This is a genomic window from Caballeronia sp. INML3B (assembly GCF_023631305.1).
Taxonomy (GTDB): Bacteria; Pseudomonadota; Gammaproteobacteria; order Burkholderiales; family Burkholderiaceae; genus Caballeronia; species Caballeronia turbans.
Map to the genome: position 1 here is coordinate 184,180 of NZ_JALQDI010000046.1, position 18,602 is coordinate 202,781.

The 18,602-nt window shown below is 63.2% G+C and carries 15 protein-coding genes, 1 pseudogene and 2 CRISPR repeat arrays (1 of these 18 running past the window's edge); of the genes and pseudogenes, 12 read left to right on the top strand and 4 right to left on the bottom strand.

The genetic code is table 11. The annotated features are described in order from the left end of the window. A CRISPR array of direct repeats spans positions 1 to 1,151; the repeat unit is 28 nt; unit sequence GGTCTATCTCCGCACACGCGGAGGAACC (it extends 1,318 nt beyond the left edge of the window). Between the two features lie 289 nt (positions 1,152 to 1,440). From NCS58_RS21575 to cas2e, 9 genes are read left to right on the top strand one after another with little or no spacing between them, the layout of a single operon-like run. Next, complete coding sequence (locus NCS58_RS21575; RefSeq protein WP_061120461.1) at positions 1,441 to 4,089, top strand: CRISPR-associated helicase/endonuclease Cas3; 2,649 nt, start codon at positions 1,441 to 1,443, stop codon at positions 4,087 to 4,089. A gap of 9 nt (positions 4,090 to 4,098) precedes the next feature. Next, on the top strand, positions 4,099 to 4,374 hold the full coding sequence (locus NCS58_RS21580) for a hypothetical protein (RefSeq protein WP_250477544.1): 276 nt from the start codon (positions 4,099 to 4,101) through the stop codon (positions 4,372 to 4,374). Next, complete coding sequence (locus NCS58_RS21585) at positions 4,352 to 5,701, top strand: type I-E CRISPR-associated protein Cse1/CasA (protein WP_250477545.1); 1,350 nt, start codon at positions 4,352 to 4,354, stop codon at positions 5,699 to 5,701. Before NCS58_RS21580 ends, NCS58_RS21585 begins: the two co-directional genes overlap by 23 nt. Continuing rightward, entirely contained in the window at positions 5,688 to 6,281 is a 594-nt protein-coding gene (gene casB / locus NCS58_RS21590) for a type I-E CRISPR-associated protein Cse2/CasB (RefSeq protein ID WP_061120463.1), read from the top strand. Before NCS58_RS21585 ends, casB begins: the two co-directional genes overlap by 14 nt. Before the next feature lie 51 nt (positions 6,282 to 6,332). Next, a complete protein-coding gene (gene cas7e / locus NCS58_RS21595; RefSeq protein ID WP_061120464.1) occupies positions 6,333 to 7,514 on the top strand; it encodes a type I-E CRISPR-associated protein Cas7/Cse4/CasC in 1,182 nt (393 codons plus the stop codon). A 1-nt stretch (position 7,515) separates the two neighbouring features. Beyond that, positions 7,516 to 8,253 (top strand): type I-E CRISPR-associated protein Cas5/CasD, encoded by a 738-nt coding sequence (cas5e, locus tag NCS58_RS21600; protein WP_250477546.1) that lies wholly within the window; start codon positions 7,516 to 7,518, stop codon positions 8,251 to 8,253. Further along, positions 8,250 to 9,020 (top strand): type I-E CRISPR-associated protein Cas6/Cse3/CasE, encoded by a 771-nt coding sequence (gene cas6e, locus NCS58_RS21605; protein WP_250538876.1) that lies wholly within the window; start codon positions 8,250 to 8,252, stop codon positions 9,018 to 9,020. The genes cas5e and cas6e overlap by 4 nt, the downstream gene beginning before the upstream one ends. A gap of 16 nt (positions 9,021 to 9,036) precedes the next feature. Continuing rightward, positions 9,037 to 9,924: a type I-E CRISPR-associated endonuclease Cas1e gene (gene cas1e / locus NCS58_RS21610; protein ID WP_061120467.1), complete on the top strand. Its 888-nt coding sequence runs from the start codon at positions 9,037 to 9,039 to the stop codon at positions 9,922 to 9,924. Further along, positions 9,896 to 10,195, top strand: coding sequence for a type I-E CRISPR-associated endoribonuclease Cas2e (gene cas2e / locus NCS58_RS21615; RefSeq protein ID WP_061120468.1), 300 nt, complete (start codon positions 9,896 to 9,898; stop codon positions 10,193 to 10,195). The genes cas1e and cas2e overlap by 29 nt, the downstream gene beginning before the upstream one ends. Before the next feature lie 88 nt (positions 10,196 to 10,283). Further along, positions 10,284 to 10,799: direct repeats of the CRISPR family, unit length 28 nt; unit sequence GGTTCCTCCGCGTGTGCGGAGATAGACC. Positions 10,800 to 10,821: 22 nt separating this feature from the next. Here cas2e and betA read toward each other — a convergent pair. Genes betA through betI form a run of 3 tightly spaced genes read right to left on the bottom strand, consistent with a single transcriptional unit; the run spans position 10,822 to position 14,627 of the window. Further along, on the bottom strand, positions 10,822 to 12,531 hold the full coding sequence (betA, locus tag NCS58_RS21620; RefSeq protein ID WP_409219300.1) for a choline dehydrogenase: 1,710 nt from the start codon (positions 12,529 to 12,531) through the stop codon (positions 10,822 to 10,824). A gap of 12 nt (positions 12,532 to 12,543) precedes the next feature. After that, positions 12,544 to 14,013, bottom strand: a complete 1,470-nt coding sequence (betB, locus tag NCS58_RS21625) for a betaine-aldehyde dehydrogenase (RefSeq protein ID WP_061120469.1) — start codon at positions 14,011 to 14,013, stop codon at positions 12,544 to 12,546. A gap of 26 nt (positions 14,014 to 14,039) precedes the next feature. Beyond that, complete coding sequence (betI, locus tag NCS58_RS21630) at positions 14,040 to 14,627, bottom strand: transcriptional regulator BetI (RefSeq protein ID WP_061120470.1); 588 nt, start codon at positions 14,625 to 14,627, stop codon at positions 14,040 to 14,042. A 248-nt stretch (positions 14,628 to 14,875) separates the two neighbouring features. On the opposite strand from betI, the gene fdhA reads away from it, so the two are divergent. Continuing rightward, positions 14,876 to 16,072, top strand: coding sequence for a formaldehyde dehydrogenase, glutathione-independent (gene fdhA / locus NCS58_RS21635; protein ID WP_250477547.1), 1,197 nt, complete (start codon positions 14,876 to 14,878; stop codon positions 16,070 to 16,072). A 462-nt stretch (positions 16,073 to 16,534) separates the two neighbouring features. Beyond that, on the top strand, positions 16,535 to 17,065 hold the full coding sequence (locus NCS58_RS21640; protein WP_250477548.1) for a GNAT family N-acetyltransferase: 531 nt from the start codon (positions 16,535 to 16,537) through the stop codon (positions 17,063 to 17,065). Between the two features lie 5 nt (positions 17,066 to 17,070). Here the strand turns inward: NCS58_RS21640 and NCS58_RS21645 are convergent, their stop codons facing one another. Beyond that, a complete protein-coding gene (locus tag NCS58_RS21645) occupies positions 17,071 to 18,066 on the bottom strand; it encodes a GlxA family transcriptional regulator (protein WP_061120473.1) in 996 nt (331 codons plus the stop codon). A 438-nt stretch (positions 18,067 to 18,504) separates the two neighbouring features. Between NCS58_RS21645 and NCS58_RS21650 the strand changes: the two are divergent. Then, positions 18,505 to 18,602 (top strand): annotated as a pseudogene (locus NCS58_RS21650) (peptidase M19); the annotation flags it as partial.

The following is an 18,602-nucleotide window of genomic DNA, read 5'->3' on the forward strand; positions in this document are numbered from 1 at the left end:
GAGAGAGACGCTCACGCTGCCTTCCGGGTCTATCTCCGCACACGCGGAGGAACCCCGACCGGATACTCGAGGTCGGCCCAATGCCCGGGTCTATCTCCGCACACGCGGAGGAACCGGCGTGATGATGTCCATGTCCACCCATCCCACGGGTCTATCTCCGCACACGCGGAGGAACCGACAACACTTATGCGGACATGACGCTGGACACGGGTCTATCTCCGCACACGCGGAGGAACCCTGGCGAAGAACGTGCGGTGCTCGTTCCCTCACGGTCTATCTCCGCACACGCGGAGGAACCATGCTCAAGTCGATCCGCCAGCGCCGCGGTGAGGGTCTATCTCCGCACACGCGGAGGAACCGATGACGCCGGCCTATATGGCTGCTGCTTCCGGGTCTATCTCCGCACACGCGGAGGAACCCGACCACACCAGAATGCAGCGCGACGCGGGCATGGTCTATCTCCGCACACGCGGAGGAACCATCCTCTACCGCGCGTGCGCGAAGGATGCCGAGGGTCTATCTCCGCACATGCGGAGGAACCAGTTCGTCCAGACTGCCGATATCGCCTTTCCAGGGTCTATCTCCGCACACGCGGAGGAACCTCGCCGGAACAGTCGAGCCTCAACAAACCGCTGGGTCTATCTCCGCACACGCGGAGGAACCAAGCCAAGCCACAGCGGAGAGCCGCCCCCCCAGGGTCTATCTCCGCACACGCGGAGGAACCCCGCCGACGGTTCCGGTGCCGCGCGGCGCCACGGGTCTATCTCCGCACACGCGGAGGAACCCACCTCTTCCCAGACCTGTGACCGGAGATCCCGGGTCTATCTCCGCACACGCGGAGGAACCTGAAGCAAGTGGCGGCTGTGGATAACTCGGTCGGGTCTATCTCCGCACACGCGGAGGAACCCTGGAATGCCGCCGCCATGACGCGGTCCTGTGCGGTCTATCTCCGCACACGCGGAGGAACCTACGCCGAGCAGGTCAGCAAGCAATGCTTCTGCGGTCTATCTCCGCACACGCGGAGGAACCCGGACAAGAGCTTTCTCGGCAACGCGTCGGAAAGGTCTATCTCCGCACACGCGGAGGAACCTGTCGTATCGCTCATTCAGTCTGGCTCGGTGAGGGTCTATCTCCGCACACGCGGAGGAACCTCTCCCACTTACTTTCATGATTTAAAAGAACAAACGACCGATTCGATGTTCCGAACAGGCCAGCCGGCCGAGAGTATGGCGAGTGGCCCGCTGGCTGTCAAACATAGAAACGCTGAACTGCCGCGCCACGCTCATGCAGGACCCCGCCGTATGCAGCATGCAGATCGCACGCACGATTTAGGCGGATTCGTATGGAATTACCTACGCTCGAAAAGTAAAAAGATAGTCATCCAAAACAAAAAACGATCACTGCGTGACATAGAGGCAACCGCACGTGATCAGAGAGCGCATGCGAACAGAGACAAACAAGAGCGATACTTTCGTCGCGTGGGGCAAGCGGCCGAGAGACGGAGACGAGCACTCGCTCTTCCATCCGCTTTGCGATCACATGCTGGATGTGGCGGCGTGCTTCATGGCGATCGCGCATTGCGGGCGCATTCGCGACGCCTTGAGCGTCAGCGCCGGTCGGTCATTGAGCGAGCAGGATGTCGAGCGGCTCACAGCACTTGCCTATCTGCACGACTTCGGAAAGGCCAATAGCGGCTTTCAGGCGAAACGATGGAAAGGCCCCGCGCCGCGCGAATGGCCGCAGAAAGCAGGACACGGCGTGGAGGCGCTCCACGCGTTCCACTGCGGTGGAGCACCGCTTTCAGAACTGCCCATCGAAGCGATATCGACATGGGGCGGCGGTGTGTATGAACTTCTGCTGGCGAGCCTGGGCCACCACGGTCGTCCCCTCAAGGATCCATCGGGAATCGATCCGCTGATATGGCGGCCCGTGCGCGATGCCGCCGGTCGCGATCTCTACAGTCCTGCCATCGCGCTGAAGGAAATCGGCGCTGCCTTGCGTCAGCACTTTCCACTGGCATTCGACTCGGGCGGCGAGCCGCTCCCGTCCACGCCCGCGTTCGTTCATCTGTTCGCGGGCCTCGTGCAATTGGCCGACTGGCTCGGTTCCGATCTGCGCTTCTTCGAGTACGGCACGCCAGGCTCCGCGCGCGCGCTGAAAGACGCGCTCGATCGGGCATCGAAGGCGATTGCATCTATCGGACTCGAAACCTCGGCGCTGCGCGCGCAGCTGATTCGCGAAGGATTCTCTTTCCAGTCCGCTTTCGAAGTCGATGCGCCACGCCCGGTTCAAAGCGCGCTCGGAGAGGAAGAACTCGGCCCGCTTCTCATCCTCGAATCGGAAACCGGTAGCGGCAAGACCGAAGCCGCGCTGTGGCGCTTCGCGAAGCTCTTCGAGGCCGGCAAGGTCGATTCGCTGTATTTCGCGCTGCCTACGCGCGTGGCCGCCGCTCAGGTTTATGAGCGCGTGCGCAAGTTCGTCGCGCGTCTCTGGCCGAAGAACGCGCCGGTCGTCGTGCGTGCCCTGCCGGGCTACGAAAGCGCGGATGGCAATGAAAAATTCGCCTTGCCGGACTTTCAGGTCTTGTGGGCCGATCATCCCGACGATGCGACGGCGCACCAGCGCTGGGCCGCCGAGTCGCCGAAGCGGTTTCTCGCGGCGACGATCGCCGTCGGCACGATCGATCAGGCGTTGCTCGCGGCGCTGCAAGTGCGTCATGCGCATCTGCGTCATGCGGCGCTTTGCCGGTCCTTGCTCGTCGTCGACGAAGTGCACGCGTCCGACGCCTACATGTCGCAAGTGCTGGAGCAACTCCTCAAGGCGCATGTCGCCACGGGCGGCCATGCGCTGCTTTTGTCCGCCACGCTCGGTTCAGGTCAGCGCGCGCGGTTTCAGCGCATCGCGAGCGGGGGCGGGGAAGTCGCTGTGCCAGATATCGAAGAAGCCGTGCGATCGCCGTACCCCGCGCTCACGGACGGTGGAACCGTTCGAGGATTGCCCGGCTCCGGAAGATCGAAGACGGTCCACTGGCAAACACTCGACGCAATCGACGATCACGAGCGCATCGCCCAACTCGCATTCGATGCCGCGAAGCAAGGCGCGCGCGTATTGATCGTCCGCAACACCGTACCGGCCGCAATCGCGACACAAAAGGCGGTGGAAGCGTTGGTCGACGCATCCGGCGATCGCGCATGGCTGTTCGATCTCGAGGGCGTCCCGACGCTGCATCACAGCCGCTTCAGCCGGCAGGACAGGCCGTGTCTCGATGCGCGCGTCGAAAAGCGCGTCGGCAAGGTGCGCGAGGCAATGCAGGCGTGCATCGTCGTTGGCACGCAGACGCTCGAGCAAAGCCTCGATATCGACGCGGACATGCTCATTACAGATATCTGTCCGATGGACGTGCTGTTGCAGCGCATCGGCCGCTTGCATCGGCACGAACGCAAAGGCGAGGATCGCCGGCCGAAGGGTTTCGAAGAAGCGCGCGCTTGGGTGCTCATACCGGCGAGCGGTTCCTTCGAAGCGTGCCTTCAGGTGCCGCGCAATGGCCTCGGCCCGCTGAAAGACGGCGGCGGCGTCTATCCCGACTTGCGCATGATCGAAGCGACGCGACGTCTGATCTGCGAGCAGCCGAGCCGCGTGATTCCGCGCGAAAACCGCAGCCTCGTGGAGCGCGCGACACATCCCGATTGCCTGCATTCGATACAAAAAGAACTCGGCGCATCGTGGGAGCAACTTGCGCAACAGCTCGAAGGCGGCACGAGCGCCAAGCGAATAACCGCGCGACTCAATGTGCTTTCCTACGACGCGCGTTTCGATGAAGCCGGGTTCCCTGACGGCGACGAGCACATCGCCACGCGTCTTGGCGCGGCCGACCGTCTCGTCGAGTTCGAACCGCCTGAGCCGGGGCCGTTCGGCGCGGAGGTGCGCCAGATCGCCATCCGTCATCACATGCTGTCACCCCGGCTCGACGCAGACGCGAAGCCGGATTCGATCGTCCGTCACGACGGAGGTTTCGAATTTGCCTTGGGCGCCGCTCGCTATTCGTACACCCGGTTCGGTATCGAGAAGATCGGCGCGCGCAAAGTTTAGAGCCCATTCATGCACATCCAATTCAGCTTGCTCGATCAAGCGCTGATCCGCTACCGGACCAGCAATCGACAGGAACGGTACGCGACGCTGCCGGAACTGCTGATCGCGTTCAACAATGACGAGGTGAGCGATTTTCCCGCGCTGCGTCCGCATCAGCGTCATCCGTGGCATGCGTTTCTCGTGCAGCTTGCGGCGATCGCGCTTCATGCGGCGAAGCGCGATACGCCCTTCGAAACCGCCGGCGAATGGCGCACGGCATTGCTTGCACCTGACGCCCGACGATAGCGACGGCGCGGCGTTCTCGCTCGTCGCACCGGACGATCGCCCAGCCTTCTTGCAGGCGCCGTGTGAGCGTGGGGCATCGCGCACGTGGAAGAAGTGCCTTGCAACGCCCGACGCGCTCGACATGCTGGTGACATCGAAGAATCACGACCTCAAGGCCCAACGCATGGCTCATGCACAAGCCGAGGACTGGATCTACGCGCTCGTCAGCCTGCAGACACAAGATGGCTTTCTTGGTGCGGGCAACTATGGCATTTCGCGCATGAACGGCGGCTTCGCCAGTCGTCCGGCGTTCGGTGTGGTGCCGATCGGCCGCTGGGGGAAGCGCTGGGCGCGTGACGTCCGGCTTCTGCTTCGCAATCGCAACCAGATTGTGGAGATGTTCGAGTTGAAGGAAAAAGACGGCATCGCGCTCGTGTGGCTTCAGCCTTGGGACGGCGCGAGCAGCCTTTCCTTCGACCAACTCGATCCCTTCTATATCGAAGTGTGCCGGCGCGTGCGTATTCAGGCGCACGGCGAAACGTTCGCCGCCATCGCCACGACCAGCAAGACCACGCGCATCGCCGCGAAGGAACGGTGCGGCAAGACGGGCGATGCCTGGACGCCGATCGAGGCCGCCGAGGGCAAGGCGCTGTCGATCACGGCGAGAGGCTTCGATTACAAACTCGCGAGCGCGCTTGCGTTCTCGAGTGAATACAAGCCGACCATCACGCAAAATGTGCAGGAAGACGATGCAAAAGAAGGCCTCGTCATCCTCGCTCAAGCTATCGCGCGCGGTAAGGGAAAGACCGAGGGATATCACGAAAGACGCATTCCGATTACGACGAAGATGCGCGACTTGATGCTGCGGCAAAGCAGCGATGAGGTCGCCAAGGTGGCACAAGAGCGCATCACGGCAATCAGCGATGTCCGCAAGACGCTTTGGGGCGCGTTGTGTGCGCTCCTGGGCAACGACGCTCAGAACGTGAGCGACGAGATCAAGAACAAAGCGGGCAAGTTTGCGAGCGCGTTCGAGCAAGGCGAAGACCAGCGATTCTTCGACGATCTCGGCAAGGAGATCGAAGCCGACGACCGGGACGGTGAGCACGACCAATGGCTCCTTGCGATCGTCGATCGCGCCGCCGCAGTGCTGGAGCAAGCATTCGTCGCGGGACCGCGCAGCGCGGAACGCGTCTATCGCGCTCGAGGCGCGGCGCTTTCGCGTTTTCACGGTTTCTTGCGTTCAGAGAAAGCGCCGAATCGAATCGCTCGCGTGTTGAAAGACCGCGATGAAGCGCGTAAAGCCGCGCAATCCGAATCGTTCGAAGGGGATTCAGATGACTCAAATTGAAGGCGTCGCGCCGCAAACATGGCGCGTCTCGAGCAATCAGGCACAAACGCTCGCCCGTTTCATCGAAGCCGGAAGACAAGGCGAAGGCGCGCTGAAGGCGGACCATGTCGCGCTCAAGCGTCTCAACCCGGATGCGGAGTCGCTGACGGTGCAACAGATTGCGGCCCTCACGCGCGCTTTGCAGCGTGCGAAAGTGGATTGCGAACAATTGAGCGTCGAGGGCTGGAAGCGATGGGCCGTGATCGTGAACGGCATCGCGCTGACGGGTCATCACATGCCGAAGGATGGCGAGAGCAAGGCGAACGCACGATTCGGATTCCAGTTGAGGCGCGCAGGCGTGTCAGATGCGCGCGTCACCCGGCTTTTCAACGCGCGTGGCGATGCGTTTTTCCCACTGCTGCAGCGTGCTCTTCGCATGATGCAAAGCAGGAATGTCGAGCCGAACTGGGCCGAACTGGGCACCTTCGTCCTGAACGAAAGCGCGGAACATTCCAAGGGAAAGCGTTGGGCGGAAGCGCTGCGCATCCGGTTCGTCCATGACCATGCCAGCGCCAGCCCCGAAGGCGCAAAGAAGCCGTGACCGCCGCCACGCAGACAAACGCCTACTCAATCAGCAACCGAAGGACCGAACATGACTCACCCGCGCTTCATCCAGATTCACACGCTGCAAAGCTACTCCGCCGCGCTTCTCAACCGTGACGATTCCGGCCTCGCGAAACGCCTTCCGATGGGCGATGCCATCCGCACGCGTATTTCATCGCAATGTCTCAAACGGCACTGGCGCACGGCCGACGATCACCACTCGCTGGCGACGCTCGGCGTGCCGATGGCCGTCCGTTCGCGCATCACGCTCACGATGATCCGCGACGAACTGATCAGGCAGAACGTGCCCGAGGCCCTTGCTCAAACCGCGGCCGAGGCCTTGCGCGATGCAGGCTTGCTCGACAAGGGCGGAAAGAAGCTCAAGGGAAAGGATGCGTTGGAAACCGGGCAGGCCGTTCTGCTCGGCAAGGCGGAAATCGACTATCTCGTGCAGCGTTGCGCGACGCTGGCGCGAGAATGCCAGGAGGAGGCGGCCTTGACATCAGCGGTCGCCGGCTTCCTCAAGGAGGAGAAGGCGAACATCGAAGCGCTCAAGCACGGCAGCGGTCTCGAGTCGGCGCTCTTCGGTCGCATGGTCACGTCGGATATCCTCGCGTCGCGCGATGCCGCAGTGTATGTCGCGCACGCGTTCACCGTGCACGAAGCGCAGGTGGAGAACGACTATTTCACCGTCGTCGACGACCTCTTGCGCGAAACCGGCGAACGCGGCTCAGCAGGCCTCTTCGACACGGAACTCGCGTCCGGTCTCTACTATGGTTATGTCGTCGTGGATGTGCCTCAACTGGTGGCGAATCTCGAAGGTATCGGCATGGCGGAGTGCTTTTCGGCGCATCCCGAGCGGCGCGAACTGGCAGGACGGGTCGTCAACAACCTGCTGCATCTGATCGCGACCGTCAGTCCCGGCGCGAAGCGCGGTTCGACAGCGCCATTCGGTCACGCGAGCCTGATGCTCGTCGAAACGGGTGACTGGCAGCCGCGCAGTCTCGCGGGCGCTTTCGAAACGGCGCTGAAGCTGAAGGGCGCGAATATCCGCGAGCACGCAATCAGGCAACTCGCGCGGGAAATCGACAAGCACGACGCGGCATATGGGGCGCCGCTCGATCGCCGGTATCTCGCGCTCGATGACGAGACGCCGATGCCGAAGGCCCAACGCCTCTCACTCGATCAACTCGGCAAGTGGGTTCAGAACCGCATCGTCGAGGGCGCGTGACATGTCCCGACATCTGCTGATGCGCTTGCGCGCACCGCTCGTGTCGTTCGGCGGCGAAACGATCGACAGCAACGGCGTGATCCGCGACTTTCCCGCGCTGTCGATGGTGACGGGCCTGATCGCCAATGCGCTCGGTTACGATCGCGGCGACTTCGCTTCGCACGACCGGTTGCAGGCGCGCATCGTGATGGGCACGCGGCTCGATGACGGCGGCACGCGGCTCGTCGATTTTCAGACAGCGCAGCTCGGCAAGCGCGACGAGGCATGGACGACGCGTCGTGAGCCCGAGACGCGTCAGGGCGACTCGTACGAGGGCCCGCATTTGCGTCATCGCGAGTATCACGCGGATCTCGACGCGCTCATCGCCATGCGGCTCGAACCGGCGGACGAGAAACCGACGCTCGATGACATCGCGGCCGCGCTCGATCGGCCGAAGCGTCCGCTTTTCATCGGCCGCAAGCCTTGTCTGCCGATGACGCGCGTGTTCATCGACATCATCGATGCCGACGACATACTCGACGCGCTGCAACAGACCGCTGCGCCGGACGTGCCCGAGTTCCGCGTTCAATTGCCCGAAGGCGAGGGCACGCCGCGTCAGTCGCGATGGCAGGACGTATGCGACGAACGCAACTGGAAGACTGGCGTTCACGGCGGCTGGCGGCGCGTGCTCGAAGGGAGCGGCCCAACACGGGTGACGCCTGCAGCGAATTCATCGAACTTGGCGGAACGATCCGTATGACCGTCTTCAACTTGATGCACTGCCAACCCGATTCGCGCAAGCTCGTGCTGTGGGCCTCGCGGCAAGGCTGGTTGCCGGCGGGCGGCGATCTCGGCTATGCATTGCATGCGGCGCTCCATCTCGTGTTCGGTGAGCGCGCGCCGAAGCCTTTTTACTATCGCGATGCGCGCGCGGGACTGCTGGCCTACACGCAAAGCGAGGCTGAACAACCGCACGAGGCGGCCGCGATGTGCGCGGCGCCCGATCTCGCCGACGCACTGGGTCTCGACGCAGGGCCGCGAAGTCCCGGCCTGTGCGTGCGTGCGTTTCCGCATCGCTGGGACGCGGGCCGCGTGCTGGGTTTCGAGGTCCGCGTGCGGCCCACGCGCCGTAACAGTTACGTAGAGAATGATCGCAAGCACGCGAGCGAGCGCGATGCGTATCGCGAAGACGAAGCGCGCATGGAGGACCAGCAGCCCCTGCCGCGCGAGGCCGTCTATGCACAGTGGCTCGCCGAGCAATTCGAGACCAGTCGCGCCGCGAAGCTGGTCGAAGCGCGCATGACGCGCTTTCAGCTCACGCCGGTCTTGCGCCGGACACAGTCGAGCGAGCAGGGGTACGGAGGCCGCAAGCCGCACACCATCGTCGGTCCGGATGCCACGTTCAGCGGGCACGTTCGCGTCGAGGATACGGACGCGTTCGCAAGCCTGCTCATGCGCGGCGTCGGGCGTCATCGTGCGTTCGGGTTCGGCATGTTGCTGCTCAAGCCGGCGTCGATATCGGCATGAGTCGCGCAACACGCCCGTGCTGAAGGGTCGCCTCGGACTCGACACTTCGCGCGTTCCGCATGTGGATCGTCACGGTCTCGTGTGGCTCGAGCGCGGTGAGTTGAACGTGATCGACGGATGCCTGCATTTTTCGAGCGGGAAATATGTCGATCAGATTCCGCATCAGTCGGTGTCGATGATTCTGCTCGGCCCGGGCAGCAGCGTGACGCACGACGCACTGCGTCTGCTCGCCCGTCATGGGACGCTGCTCGCGGCGGTGGGCGTCGACGGAGTGCGTACCTACACCGCGCCGCCGTTGATGCCGGACCGTTCGAGCGTCGCGCGCCGGCAAGCGGAACTGTGGGGCAGCCCGCGACGGCGCTTGAGCGTCGCGCGGCACATGTATGCGCTGCGTCTGGGCGAAGTGCTGCCGCATCGCGATCTCGACACGCTTCGCGGCATCGAAGGCGCGCGCGTGAAGACGATCTATCGGCTGCGGGCGCAGCAGTTCGGCATCGACTGGGACGGGCGTCGTTATGACCGTGCGAATCCCGAAGCCACCGATCTGCCGAATCAGGCGATCAATCATGCAGCGACGGCGGTGCAGGCGGCGGCCGCCATCGCTGTGCAGGCGCTGGCTGCGATACCGCAGCTCGGATTCATCCACGAGGATTCGGGGCAAGCGTTCGTGCTCGATATCGCCGATCTTTTTCGCGATGACATCACGCTTTCGATAGCGTTCGCCGCCGTAAAGGAAGCCGGGCGAAACGATCAGACGATCGACCGTCTGGTGCGGCGCGAGGCGGCGCGGGTGTTTCGCAAAAAGGCGGTCATTCCCGCGATGATCGATCGCGTGAAGCAAGTGCTGCGTCTGGACGAGAAGCTGGAGGAGAACGATGGCGCTGGTCGTGGTAGTGACGCGTGATGTGGCGGACCGGTTTCGCGGATTTCTTGCCTCGGTGATGCTGGATGTCTCGGCGGGGGTGTATGTCGCGCCGCGCATGAACAAGGGCGTGCGCGAACGGACCTGGTCAGTGCTTGCCGATTGGCACGGACACGAGCCGCGAGGCAGTGTGGTGATGGTTTGGCGGGATCTGGATGCGGTCGGTGGTATCGGGATCGCGCATCTCGGTGCGCCGCCGCGAGAGCTTGTCGATGTCGATGGGATGTATGTCGTGCGGCGGTTGATGGCGTAGGTGCGCGTATTGTTCTTTGAAAATTCGGCGTTTGAGATTGGATCAGAAGGGGGATTTTGCGTTTCTGGTCATGGGGTTATGAGGTAGAGGTTCCTCCGCGTGTGCGGAGATAGACCCAAAGGCACTTGCGCGCGTGGAGAGATGGCGCGGGTTCCTCCGCGTGTGCGGAGATAGACCCAGGACCGTGGCCAGCGCGGTCATCAGCCCCCAGGTTCCTCCGCGTGTGCGGAGATAGACCTCTGCGTCAGACCGGCAAAAACTTGCGTCTGCGGGTTCCTCCGCGTGTGCGGAGATAGACCCCAGAGGAGCGGAAGGGGAGAGGCTTTTTCACCGGTTCCTCCGCGTGTGCGGAGATAGACCGCTCTACGAACGCCTAACCGCGCTCAACATTGCGGTTCCTCCGCGTGTGCGGAGATAGACCGTGCCGGGCGTCACGCGTGCGTGGGTCGCGCCGGGTTCCTCCGCGTGTGCGGAGATAGACCCGTGATACCGTCTTTCTCTGCCACGGACGAGACGGTTCCTCCGCGTGTGCGGAGATAGACCTGAGGACGATGCCGAGGCTTTGATCGCAGAAAAGGTTCCTCCGCGTGTGCGGAGATAGAGCCAGGTTGACATGACCGACCCGCTCAAGAGCGAGATTCCTCCGCGTATGCGGAAACATCCCCCACCTCCCCCCGCGCCCGCTTCCCCCCCGCCACAAAATAAGGCGTCGCCACGCGCCCCAACGCCTCCCTTCCCCGAATCCGATCCGCGATCTTCTCCGCCAACATGATCGTCGGCGCATTGAGATTCCCGGTCGTGATCTGCGGCATGATCGACGCATCCAAGACGCGCAATCCTTCCATCCCATGCACGCGTCCCTCCCCATCGACGACAGCCATATCGTCGTAGCCCATCTTGCACGAACAGGAAGGGTGATAAGCCGTCTCCGCCTTCGCTCTCACGAAGGCATCGAGTTCCGCATCGCTTTTCAGGTCATCGGAAGGATGAAGCTCGCGCCCCCGATACCGCGCGAGCGCAGGCTGACGCATGATCTCCCGCGTGATGCGAATCGCATCGCGGAACTCGCGCCAGTCGAGCGGATCGGCCATGTAGTTGAAAAGAATGCCCGGATGCGCATGCGGATCGCGTGACTTGAGCTTCACGCGCCCGCGGCTCGGCGAGCGCATCGATCCGACGTGCGCCTGAAATCCGTGCATCTTGATCGGATTCGATCCGTTGTAGTTGATCGCCACCGGCAAGAAGTGATACTGAATGTTCGGCCACGGGTCGTCGTCGCGTGTGCGGATGAACCCGCCCGCTTCGAACTGATTGCTCGCGCCGATGCCCGTGCCGTTCAGCATCCACTCGAGGCCGATCGCCGGCTGATTCCACCACTGCAACGCCGGATACAAGGAGACAGGCTCCTTGCATTCGTATTGCATGTACATCTCCAGGTGATCCTGCAAGTTCTCACCGACACCCGGCAGATCGTGCACCACGGGAATCTCCAGCTCCCTGAGCCACGCCGGCCGCCCCACGCCCGAGCGTTGCAGCAATTGCGGCGAAGCAATCGCGCCGCTGCACACGAGCACCTCGCGCCGCACATGCGCCGTGACACGCTGCCCGCCGTGCAGATACGCGACGCCGATTGCACGCTTGCCCGCGAACACCACGCGGTCGGTGGTTGCATGCGTAACGATCGTGAGATTCGCGCGATGCTTCGCGCGATCCAGATACCCGCGCGCCGTGCTCGCACGCCGTCCGTTCGCAGTCACAGTGCGATCCATCGGGCCGAAACCTTCTTGCTGATAACCGTTCAGATCCTCGGTGCGCGGATAACCCGCCTGCACGCCGGCCTCGACCATCGCGGCGAAAAGCGGATTGTTGCCGGGCTTGCTCGTCGTCACATGCACGGGGCCATCGCCGCCGTGATACGCATTCGGACCGATATCGCGTGTCTCCGCCTTCCGAAAATACGGCAGGCAGTCGAGATAGCTCCAGTCATCGAGCCCCGGCTGCGCGGCCCAGTTATCGTAATCGAGCGCATTGCCGCGGATATAGCACATGCCATTGATGAGCGACGATCCGCCCAGCCCCTTGCCGCGCCCACATTCCATGCGGCGGTTGTTCATATGCGGCTCGGGCTCGGTTTCATACGCCCAGTTATAGCGCCGCCCCTGAAGCGGATATGCCAGCGCCGCGGGCATCTGCGTGCGAAAGTCGAAGCGATAGTCCGGCCCGCCCGCTTCGAGCAGCAGCACGCTCACGTCCTCGTCTTCGGTGAGGCGCGACGCGAGCACGTTGCCCGCCGATCCCGCGCCGACGATGATGTAGTCGTATTCTTTCGCGCTCATCGCAAATACTCCTTAAAACACGGGCTGATAGGGGCCGAGCTCGACCTGCACGGACTTGATGCGCGTATAGGCATGCAGCGTGACGATGCCGTTCTCTCGCCCGATGCCCGATTGCTTGTAGCCGCCCACGGGCATTTCCGCCGGCGATTCACCCCACGTATTGATCCAGCAAATGCCCGCCTGAAGCCGATGAATCACGCGATGCGCGCGCGACAGGTTCTCCGTCACGACACCGGCCGCAAGACCGTAATCCGTATCGTTGGCGCGCGCGATGACTTCGCTTTCGTCATCGAACGCGAGAATGCTCATCACGGGTCCGAAGATTTCCTCGCGCACGATGCGCATGTCGTCGCGACAATCGGCGAAGACGGTCGGCTCGACATACTGGCCGGAAGCGAAGATGCCATCGGTCATGCGCGAACCGCCCGCGACGAGCCGCGCGCCTTCGCGCTTGCCGCTCTCGATGAAGCCGAGCACCTTCCGCAATTGCGCTGCGCTCACGAGCGGCCCGAAGTTGGTATCCGGATCATCGGGTGCGCCGATGCGAATGCGCTTCACGCGCGCCAGAACCAGCGCTTCGAATTCATCCATGACACCGCGCGCCACGAACACGCGCGTGCCGTTCGTGCACACCTGTCCCGAGCTGAAGAAGTTCGCGCTCATCGCGATATCGGCGGCGCGTTCGAGGTTGGCATCGTCGAAGACGATGAGCGGCGACTTGCCGCCCAGTTCCATCGTCACTTCCTTGAGCGTCGAGCCGCCCGCGTGGGCCATCACCTTCTTTCCCGTTTCGACGCCGCCCGTGAACGAAATCTTGTCGATGCCGGCATGTTCGGCGAGCATCGCACCGACCCGGCCATCGCCCTGCACGACGTTGAAGACGCCCGCGGGCACGCCCGCTTCGGTATAGATTTCGGCAAGCTTCAACGCGGTCAGCGGCGTGACTTCGCTCGGCTTGAAGATCATCGCGTTGCCCGCGGCGAGCGCGGGCGCGGACTTCCAGCACGCGATCTGAATCGGGTAATTCCACGCGCCGATGCCCGCGCACACGCCGAGCGGTTCGCGCCGCGTATAGACGAACGACGATTCGCGCAGCGGAATCTGCTCGCCTTCGATGGCCGTCGCAAGCCCCGCGTAATACTCGATGACATCCGCGCCCGTGACGATATCGACCGTGCGCGTCTCGGCGATCGGCTTGCCGGTATCGCGCGTTTCGATCGCGGCGAGCTCGTCGTTGCGCGCGCGAAGCAGGTCGACCGCGCGGCGCAGGATGCGCGAGCGCTGCATCGCGGTCATCGCGGCCCATTCGCGCTGGCCCTCACTCGCCGAGCGCACCGCGCGATCGATATCCGCCTGCGACGCCTGCTGCACGCGCGCGAGCGTTTCGCCGGTCGCGGGATCGAGCGTGTCGAAGGTTTCGCCGCTCGTCGCATCGACGTATTCGCCGCCGATATAAAGCCGTTGCTCTCCGAATGCGGACATGTCGCGCTCCTTCAAAAGTGATGGACTCAACCGCGCGCTTCCAGCACGAGGTCGATGTAGTCGTAGGCGAGCCGCAGCGCGCCCTTCGTATCGAACGGTTCGCCCGCGAGCGCGCCGCGCAGCCACAGGCCGTCGATCAGCGCGGCGAGGCCGCTCGCGGCACGGCGCGCGGCCGGCTTCGGCAATGCTCGCGCGAAATCCGCGCACAGATTCGAATTCAGACGCCGGGTGTTCACGCGTTGCAGCCGCCGCAGCTCCGGCTTGTGCATGCTCTCCGACCAGAAGGCGAGCCACGTCTTCATGACCGGCCCGTTCACCTGTTCGACGTCGAAATTCGCGGCGACGACCGCGCGCAGCTTCGAGCGCGGATCGGGCTTCGCGGCCTTGCGGCGGCGTGACGTGCCCTGCCACAGCGAGCGCAGCACATGACGCATCGTGGCTTCGAGCAGGCCATCCTTGTCGCCGAAGTAGTGACTGACGATTCCCGTCGACGTACTCGCGCGCTGCGCGACCGAGGCGAGCGTCGCGCCCGCGAGCCCCGACTGGTCGATGGTGTGCAACGTGGCGTCGATGAGTTGTGCGCGGCGGATCTCGCGCATTCCGAGCTTGGGCATGGCGGTTCTGTAGCAGACGAGTTGCGCCGATACTAGGTTTTTTATTTTGAACGGTCAATCAATAAAAACCGGGTCGAAAGGATTTCGGGGCGCGATGTCGGTTTCAGTCAAACGCGCGTCGCATTGAGTGACAGTCGCGGCTTCGCGAGAGCGCTACCCTCGTTTCACGGGCGCGATGAGGCAACGATGAGCCAAAGGAGTGCGGCGGACTCGTCGCGCGTGCCGTCCACGAATCATGGAGACGATCAATGAGCAGCAATCGCGGCGTCGTTTATCTGGGGCAGGGCAAGGTCGAGGTGCAATCCATCGACTATCCGAAAATGGTGGATCCACGCGGCCGCGACATCGGCCACGGCGTCATTCTGAAAGTAGTCAGCACCAATATTTGCGGTTCGGACCAGCACATGGTGCGCGGCCGGACGACTGCGCAGGTCGGTCTCGTGCTCGGCCACGAGATCACGGGCGAAGTCATCGAAGTGGGGCGCGATGTGGAGACGCTCGCGGTCGGCGATCTCGTGTCGGTGCCCTTCAATGTCGCTTGCGGCCGTTGCCCGACCTGCAAGGCGCAGCACACGGGCGTGTGCCTGAACGTGAATCCGTCGCGCGCGGGCGGCGCGTACGGCTATGTCGATATGGGCGGGTGGATCGGCGGCCAGGCGGAATACGTGATGGTTCCGTACGCGGACTTCAATCTGCTGAACTTTCCGGACAAGGCCCAGGCGATGTCGAAGATCCGCGACCTCACCTGCCTCTCCGACATTCTTCCGACGGGTTATCACGGCGCGGTGATGGCGGGCGTCGGGCCGGGCTCGACGGTGTATATCGCGGGCGCGGGCCCGGTCGGCATGGCGGCGGCGGCATCGGCGCGCCTGCTGGGTGCGGCGTGCACGATCGTCGGCGACATTAACGAGGAGCGTCTTGCGCACGCGCGTGCGATGGGCTTCGAGACGATCAACCTGTCGAACGACGCGACGCTCGGCGAGCAGATCGAGCAGATTCTGGGCAAGCCGGAAGTGGACTGCGCGGTGGATTGCGTGGGCTTCGAGGCGCATGGCCACGGCAGCGACAGCGGCCACGAAGCGCCCGCGACGGTGCTCAATTCGCTGATGGAGATCACGAAGGCGGCGGGCGCAATCGGCATTCCGGGTCTCTACGTGACCGACGATCCCGGCGCCGTAGACGCCGCCGCGAGGAAAGGCAGCCTGAGCATCCGCTTCGGCCTCGGCTGGGCGAAGTCGCACTCGTTCCATACCGGGCAGACGCCGGTCATGAAGTACAACCGCAATCTGATGCAGGCGATTCTGTGGGACCGGTTGCCGATTGCGGATATCGTCAATGTGACGGTCGTGTCGCTCGATGAAGCGCCGGACGGTTATCGCAAGTTTGATGGCGGTGCGCCGCGGAAATTCGTCATCGATCCGCATGGGTTGTTGAAGGCGGCTTGAGGGTAGCGCCCCCGGAGGTTGTTTTGCTGCGGGGGCAGTTGGCCGTGTTTGTTGGTCTATTAGCATTGCCCCGGAGAGGGGCTTTTGCGCGCAAGAAATCGCCGTGCGACGGAGTTTAACGCTTCCGTAAAAAAGCGCACGCGGGATTCCGCCGTATTCTTTCAAGTCCGGCGCGTGGTTGCGCCGCGAACGGGTCTTGGCAGCTTGAAGCAATCCGCACCGGCACGGCAAGCTTTAATCACGTCTTGCTCCACGGCTTGCGCGCCGTGCGTGGCTGGTTCATCTGGGTCGAGGCGGCATCGCGCGGCGTGCGCGAAGACTTGCACAGGCGCAGCTTCGTTGCGGTCGCATTCATCACGCGCGCCGCGTCCTTCACAAGACCTACGGCGTATTCCCCTGAACTAGCGGAAATCAAGCCAAAAACGCCATCCTGCGAACAAAAATCGGCGTCATACTTGACGCATGAAGGCCGATTATCTCCGCACCGCGCTTTCCGTCCGCCTCGCGCGCCCCGATGACGCCGCCGAGATCGCGCGCATCCACGTCAAGGCCTGGCAGGCCGCTTATCGTTCGATGTTTCCCGCCGAATTTCTCGATTCCCTCTCCATCGCGAAGCGTCGCGCGCTATGGACCGCCTTGATCGCACGCGGCACGCCACGTGTGATGCTTGCGCAACGCAACGACATCCTGCTGGGCTGGATCGCATGGGGACCGTCGCGCGACCACGACAAAGGCAGCACGGACGCCGAAATCGAAGCCATCTACGTCGATCCGGCGCATTGGCGCAAGGGCGCAGGCAGGATGTTGATCGACGAGGCCATCAACGCCGCGGCGAGCGAAGGCTATCGGGAAATGACGCTCTGGGCGCTGGAAGAAAACGCGCACGGCCTGCGCTTTTATAAGGCACTCGGCTTTGCGCTGGATGGCGTGTTCCGCACGGAACGTGTCGGCGGATGCGAAGTCTGCGAAACGCGCCTTCACCTGAGGATCTGAGCGGCTCAGGCCACCATCGCAGGGACGGAAGACAACGACGGCACCTGTTTGCGCCGTTCGCGCGTCGGCGCCGTGCCGAACGCATCGCGATAGCTTTTCGAGAAATGACACGCCGACTGGAAGCCGCACGCCATCGTAATATGCATGATGGACATGTCGGTCTGCAGCAGCAGCTCGCGCGCGCGCCGCAGACGCAAGGTCAGGTAGTAATGCGTCGGCGTCATGCCGAGGTGCTCGCGGAATAGCCGCTGCAATTGCCGTTGCGACATGCCCGCGAGCCGCGCCAGTTCTTCGCGCGACAACGGCTCCTCGATGTTGTTCTCCATCAGCGAGATGACTTCGAAGAGCGACTTGTTCGCCGACCCGAGACGCGCCACCAGAGGCATGCGTTGCTGTGCGCTCGTATCCCGCACATGCTCGACGATGAACTGCTCGGCAATCTGCGTGACCCGCGCCGTGCCGACGCGCGCGGCGATCAGATTCAGCATCATGTCGAGCGGCGCGACGCCGCCCGTGCACGTCACGCGATCGCGGTCGATCACGAACAGCTCCTTGAGAAAGCGCGTGTCGGGAAACTCTTCCTTGAGCGCCGACATGTTCTCCCAGTGGATCGCGCACGCATAGCCGGCGAGCAGTCCCGCGCGCGCCAGGGCATAGGTGCCGGTGCAAAGCGAGCCGAGCACGCTGCCCGTGCGTGCGAAGCGGCGCAAGGCCGACAGATGCGCGGGCGTCGTCGAGCGCTGCACGTCGATGCCGCCGACCACGAACACGATGTCGGGCTGTCCCACGCAGTCCACCGGACCGGTATCGACGGAGAGCCCGTTGCTCGCCGTGACGGGCCCGCCGTCCGGACTCACGATCGACCATCGATAGAGCGGCTGCCCTGTCAGGTAGTTCGCCATGCGCAGGACTTCAACCGCATTCGTGAACGCGATCATCGTGAAGTTGGGAAGCGGCATGAACGCGAAGTGCGACAGCGACGCCGTGCGATCGGAGGACATGTGAGAACTGATTCCTTGGAATCTGATGTTTGACGCCGTCAATCGCGGCGCTTTACCACTTCTTCAATTTTGGTTTCGAGTGCAACTACCATGCCATCAGGCTAAACCCTGAGCCATGGAAGCCACCGTGCATGCTTTGCTGCGGGTACGCACTAGGGCGGGGCCATGTGTCGCGAGCCGCGCACTGCCTGAGCGCACGATCGTTCCGATGCAGTGCAGCAGAAAGAACGAATACATGCGCTACACCCAATCCGAATTCGCCACTTGTCGAAAACAGACGTGCATGTCGGAAAAGGCAAAGAACACGTCTGAATTCGTAAATTGACCGGCAGGGCGAAAGTCAAGAATAGACGCAACGACGAAGGAATCGATCAGGCGCTCCAAAGCGCGTCAGACCTTCGTCTTTCCCCTCTACCCGGCAACGCGGAGCACACCCAGATGAGCACCCTCCACAACGACAGCATCATCATCGACGGACTGAACATCTCGAAGTTCGAGCGCTCCGTGTTCGAGGACATGAGAAAGGGCGGCGTGAC

Bases quoted from the DNA above. Each gene is read 5' to 3' on its own strand.
- NCS58_RS21575 (WP_061120461.1), top strand. From the start codon at position 1,441: ATGCGAACAGAGACAAACAAGAGCGATACTTTCGTCGCGTGGGGCAAG.
- NCS58_RS21580 (WP_250477544.1), top strand. From the start codon at position 4,099: ATGCACATCCAATTCAGCTTGCTCGATCAAGCGCTGATCCGCTACCGG.
- casB (WP_061120463.1), top strand. From the start codon at position 5,688: ATGACTCAAATTGAAGGCGTCGCGCCGCAAACATGGCGCGTCTCGAGC.
- cas7e (WP_061120464.1), top strand. From the start codon at position 6,333: ATGACTCACCCGCGCTTCATCCAGATTCACACGCTGCAAAGCTACTCC.
- cas5e (WP_250477546.1), top strand. From the start codon at position 7,516: ATGTCCCGACATCTGCTGATGCGCTTGCGCGCACCGCTCGTGTCGTTC.
- cas6e (WP_250538876.1), top strand. From the start codon at position 8,250: ATGACCGTCTTCAACTTGATGCACTGCCAACCCGATTCGCGCAAGCTC.
- cas2e (WP_061120468.1), top strand. From the start codon at position 9,896: ATGGCGCTGGTCGTGGTAGTGACGCGTGATGTGGCGGACCGGTTTCGC.
- betA (WP_409219300.1), bottom strand. From the start codon at position 12,531: ATGAGCGCGAAAGAATACGACTACATCATCGTCGGCGCGGGATCGGCG.
- betB (WP_061120469.1), bottom strand. From the start codon at position 14,013: ATGTCCGCATTCGGAGAGCAACGGCTTTATATCGGCGGCGAATACGTC.
- betI (WP_061120470.1), bottom strand. From the start codon at position 14,627: ATGCCCAAGCTCGGAATGCGCGAGATCCGCCGCGCACAACTCATCGAC.
- fdhA (WP_250477547.1), top strand. From the start codon at position 14,876: ATGAGCAGCAATCGCGGCGTCGTTTATCTGGGGCAGGGCAAGGTCGAG.
- NCS58_RS21640 (WP_250477548.1), top strand. From the start codon at position 16,535: ATGAAGGCCGATTATCTCCGCACCGCGCTTTCCGTCCGCCTCGCGCGC.
- NCS58_RS21645 (WP_061120473.1), bottom strand. From the start codon at position 18,066: ATGTCCTCCGATCGCACGGCGTCGCTGTCGCACTTCGCGTTCATGCCG.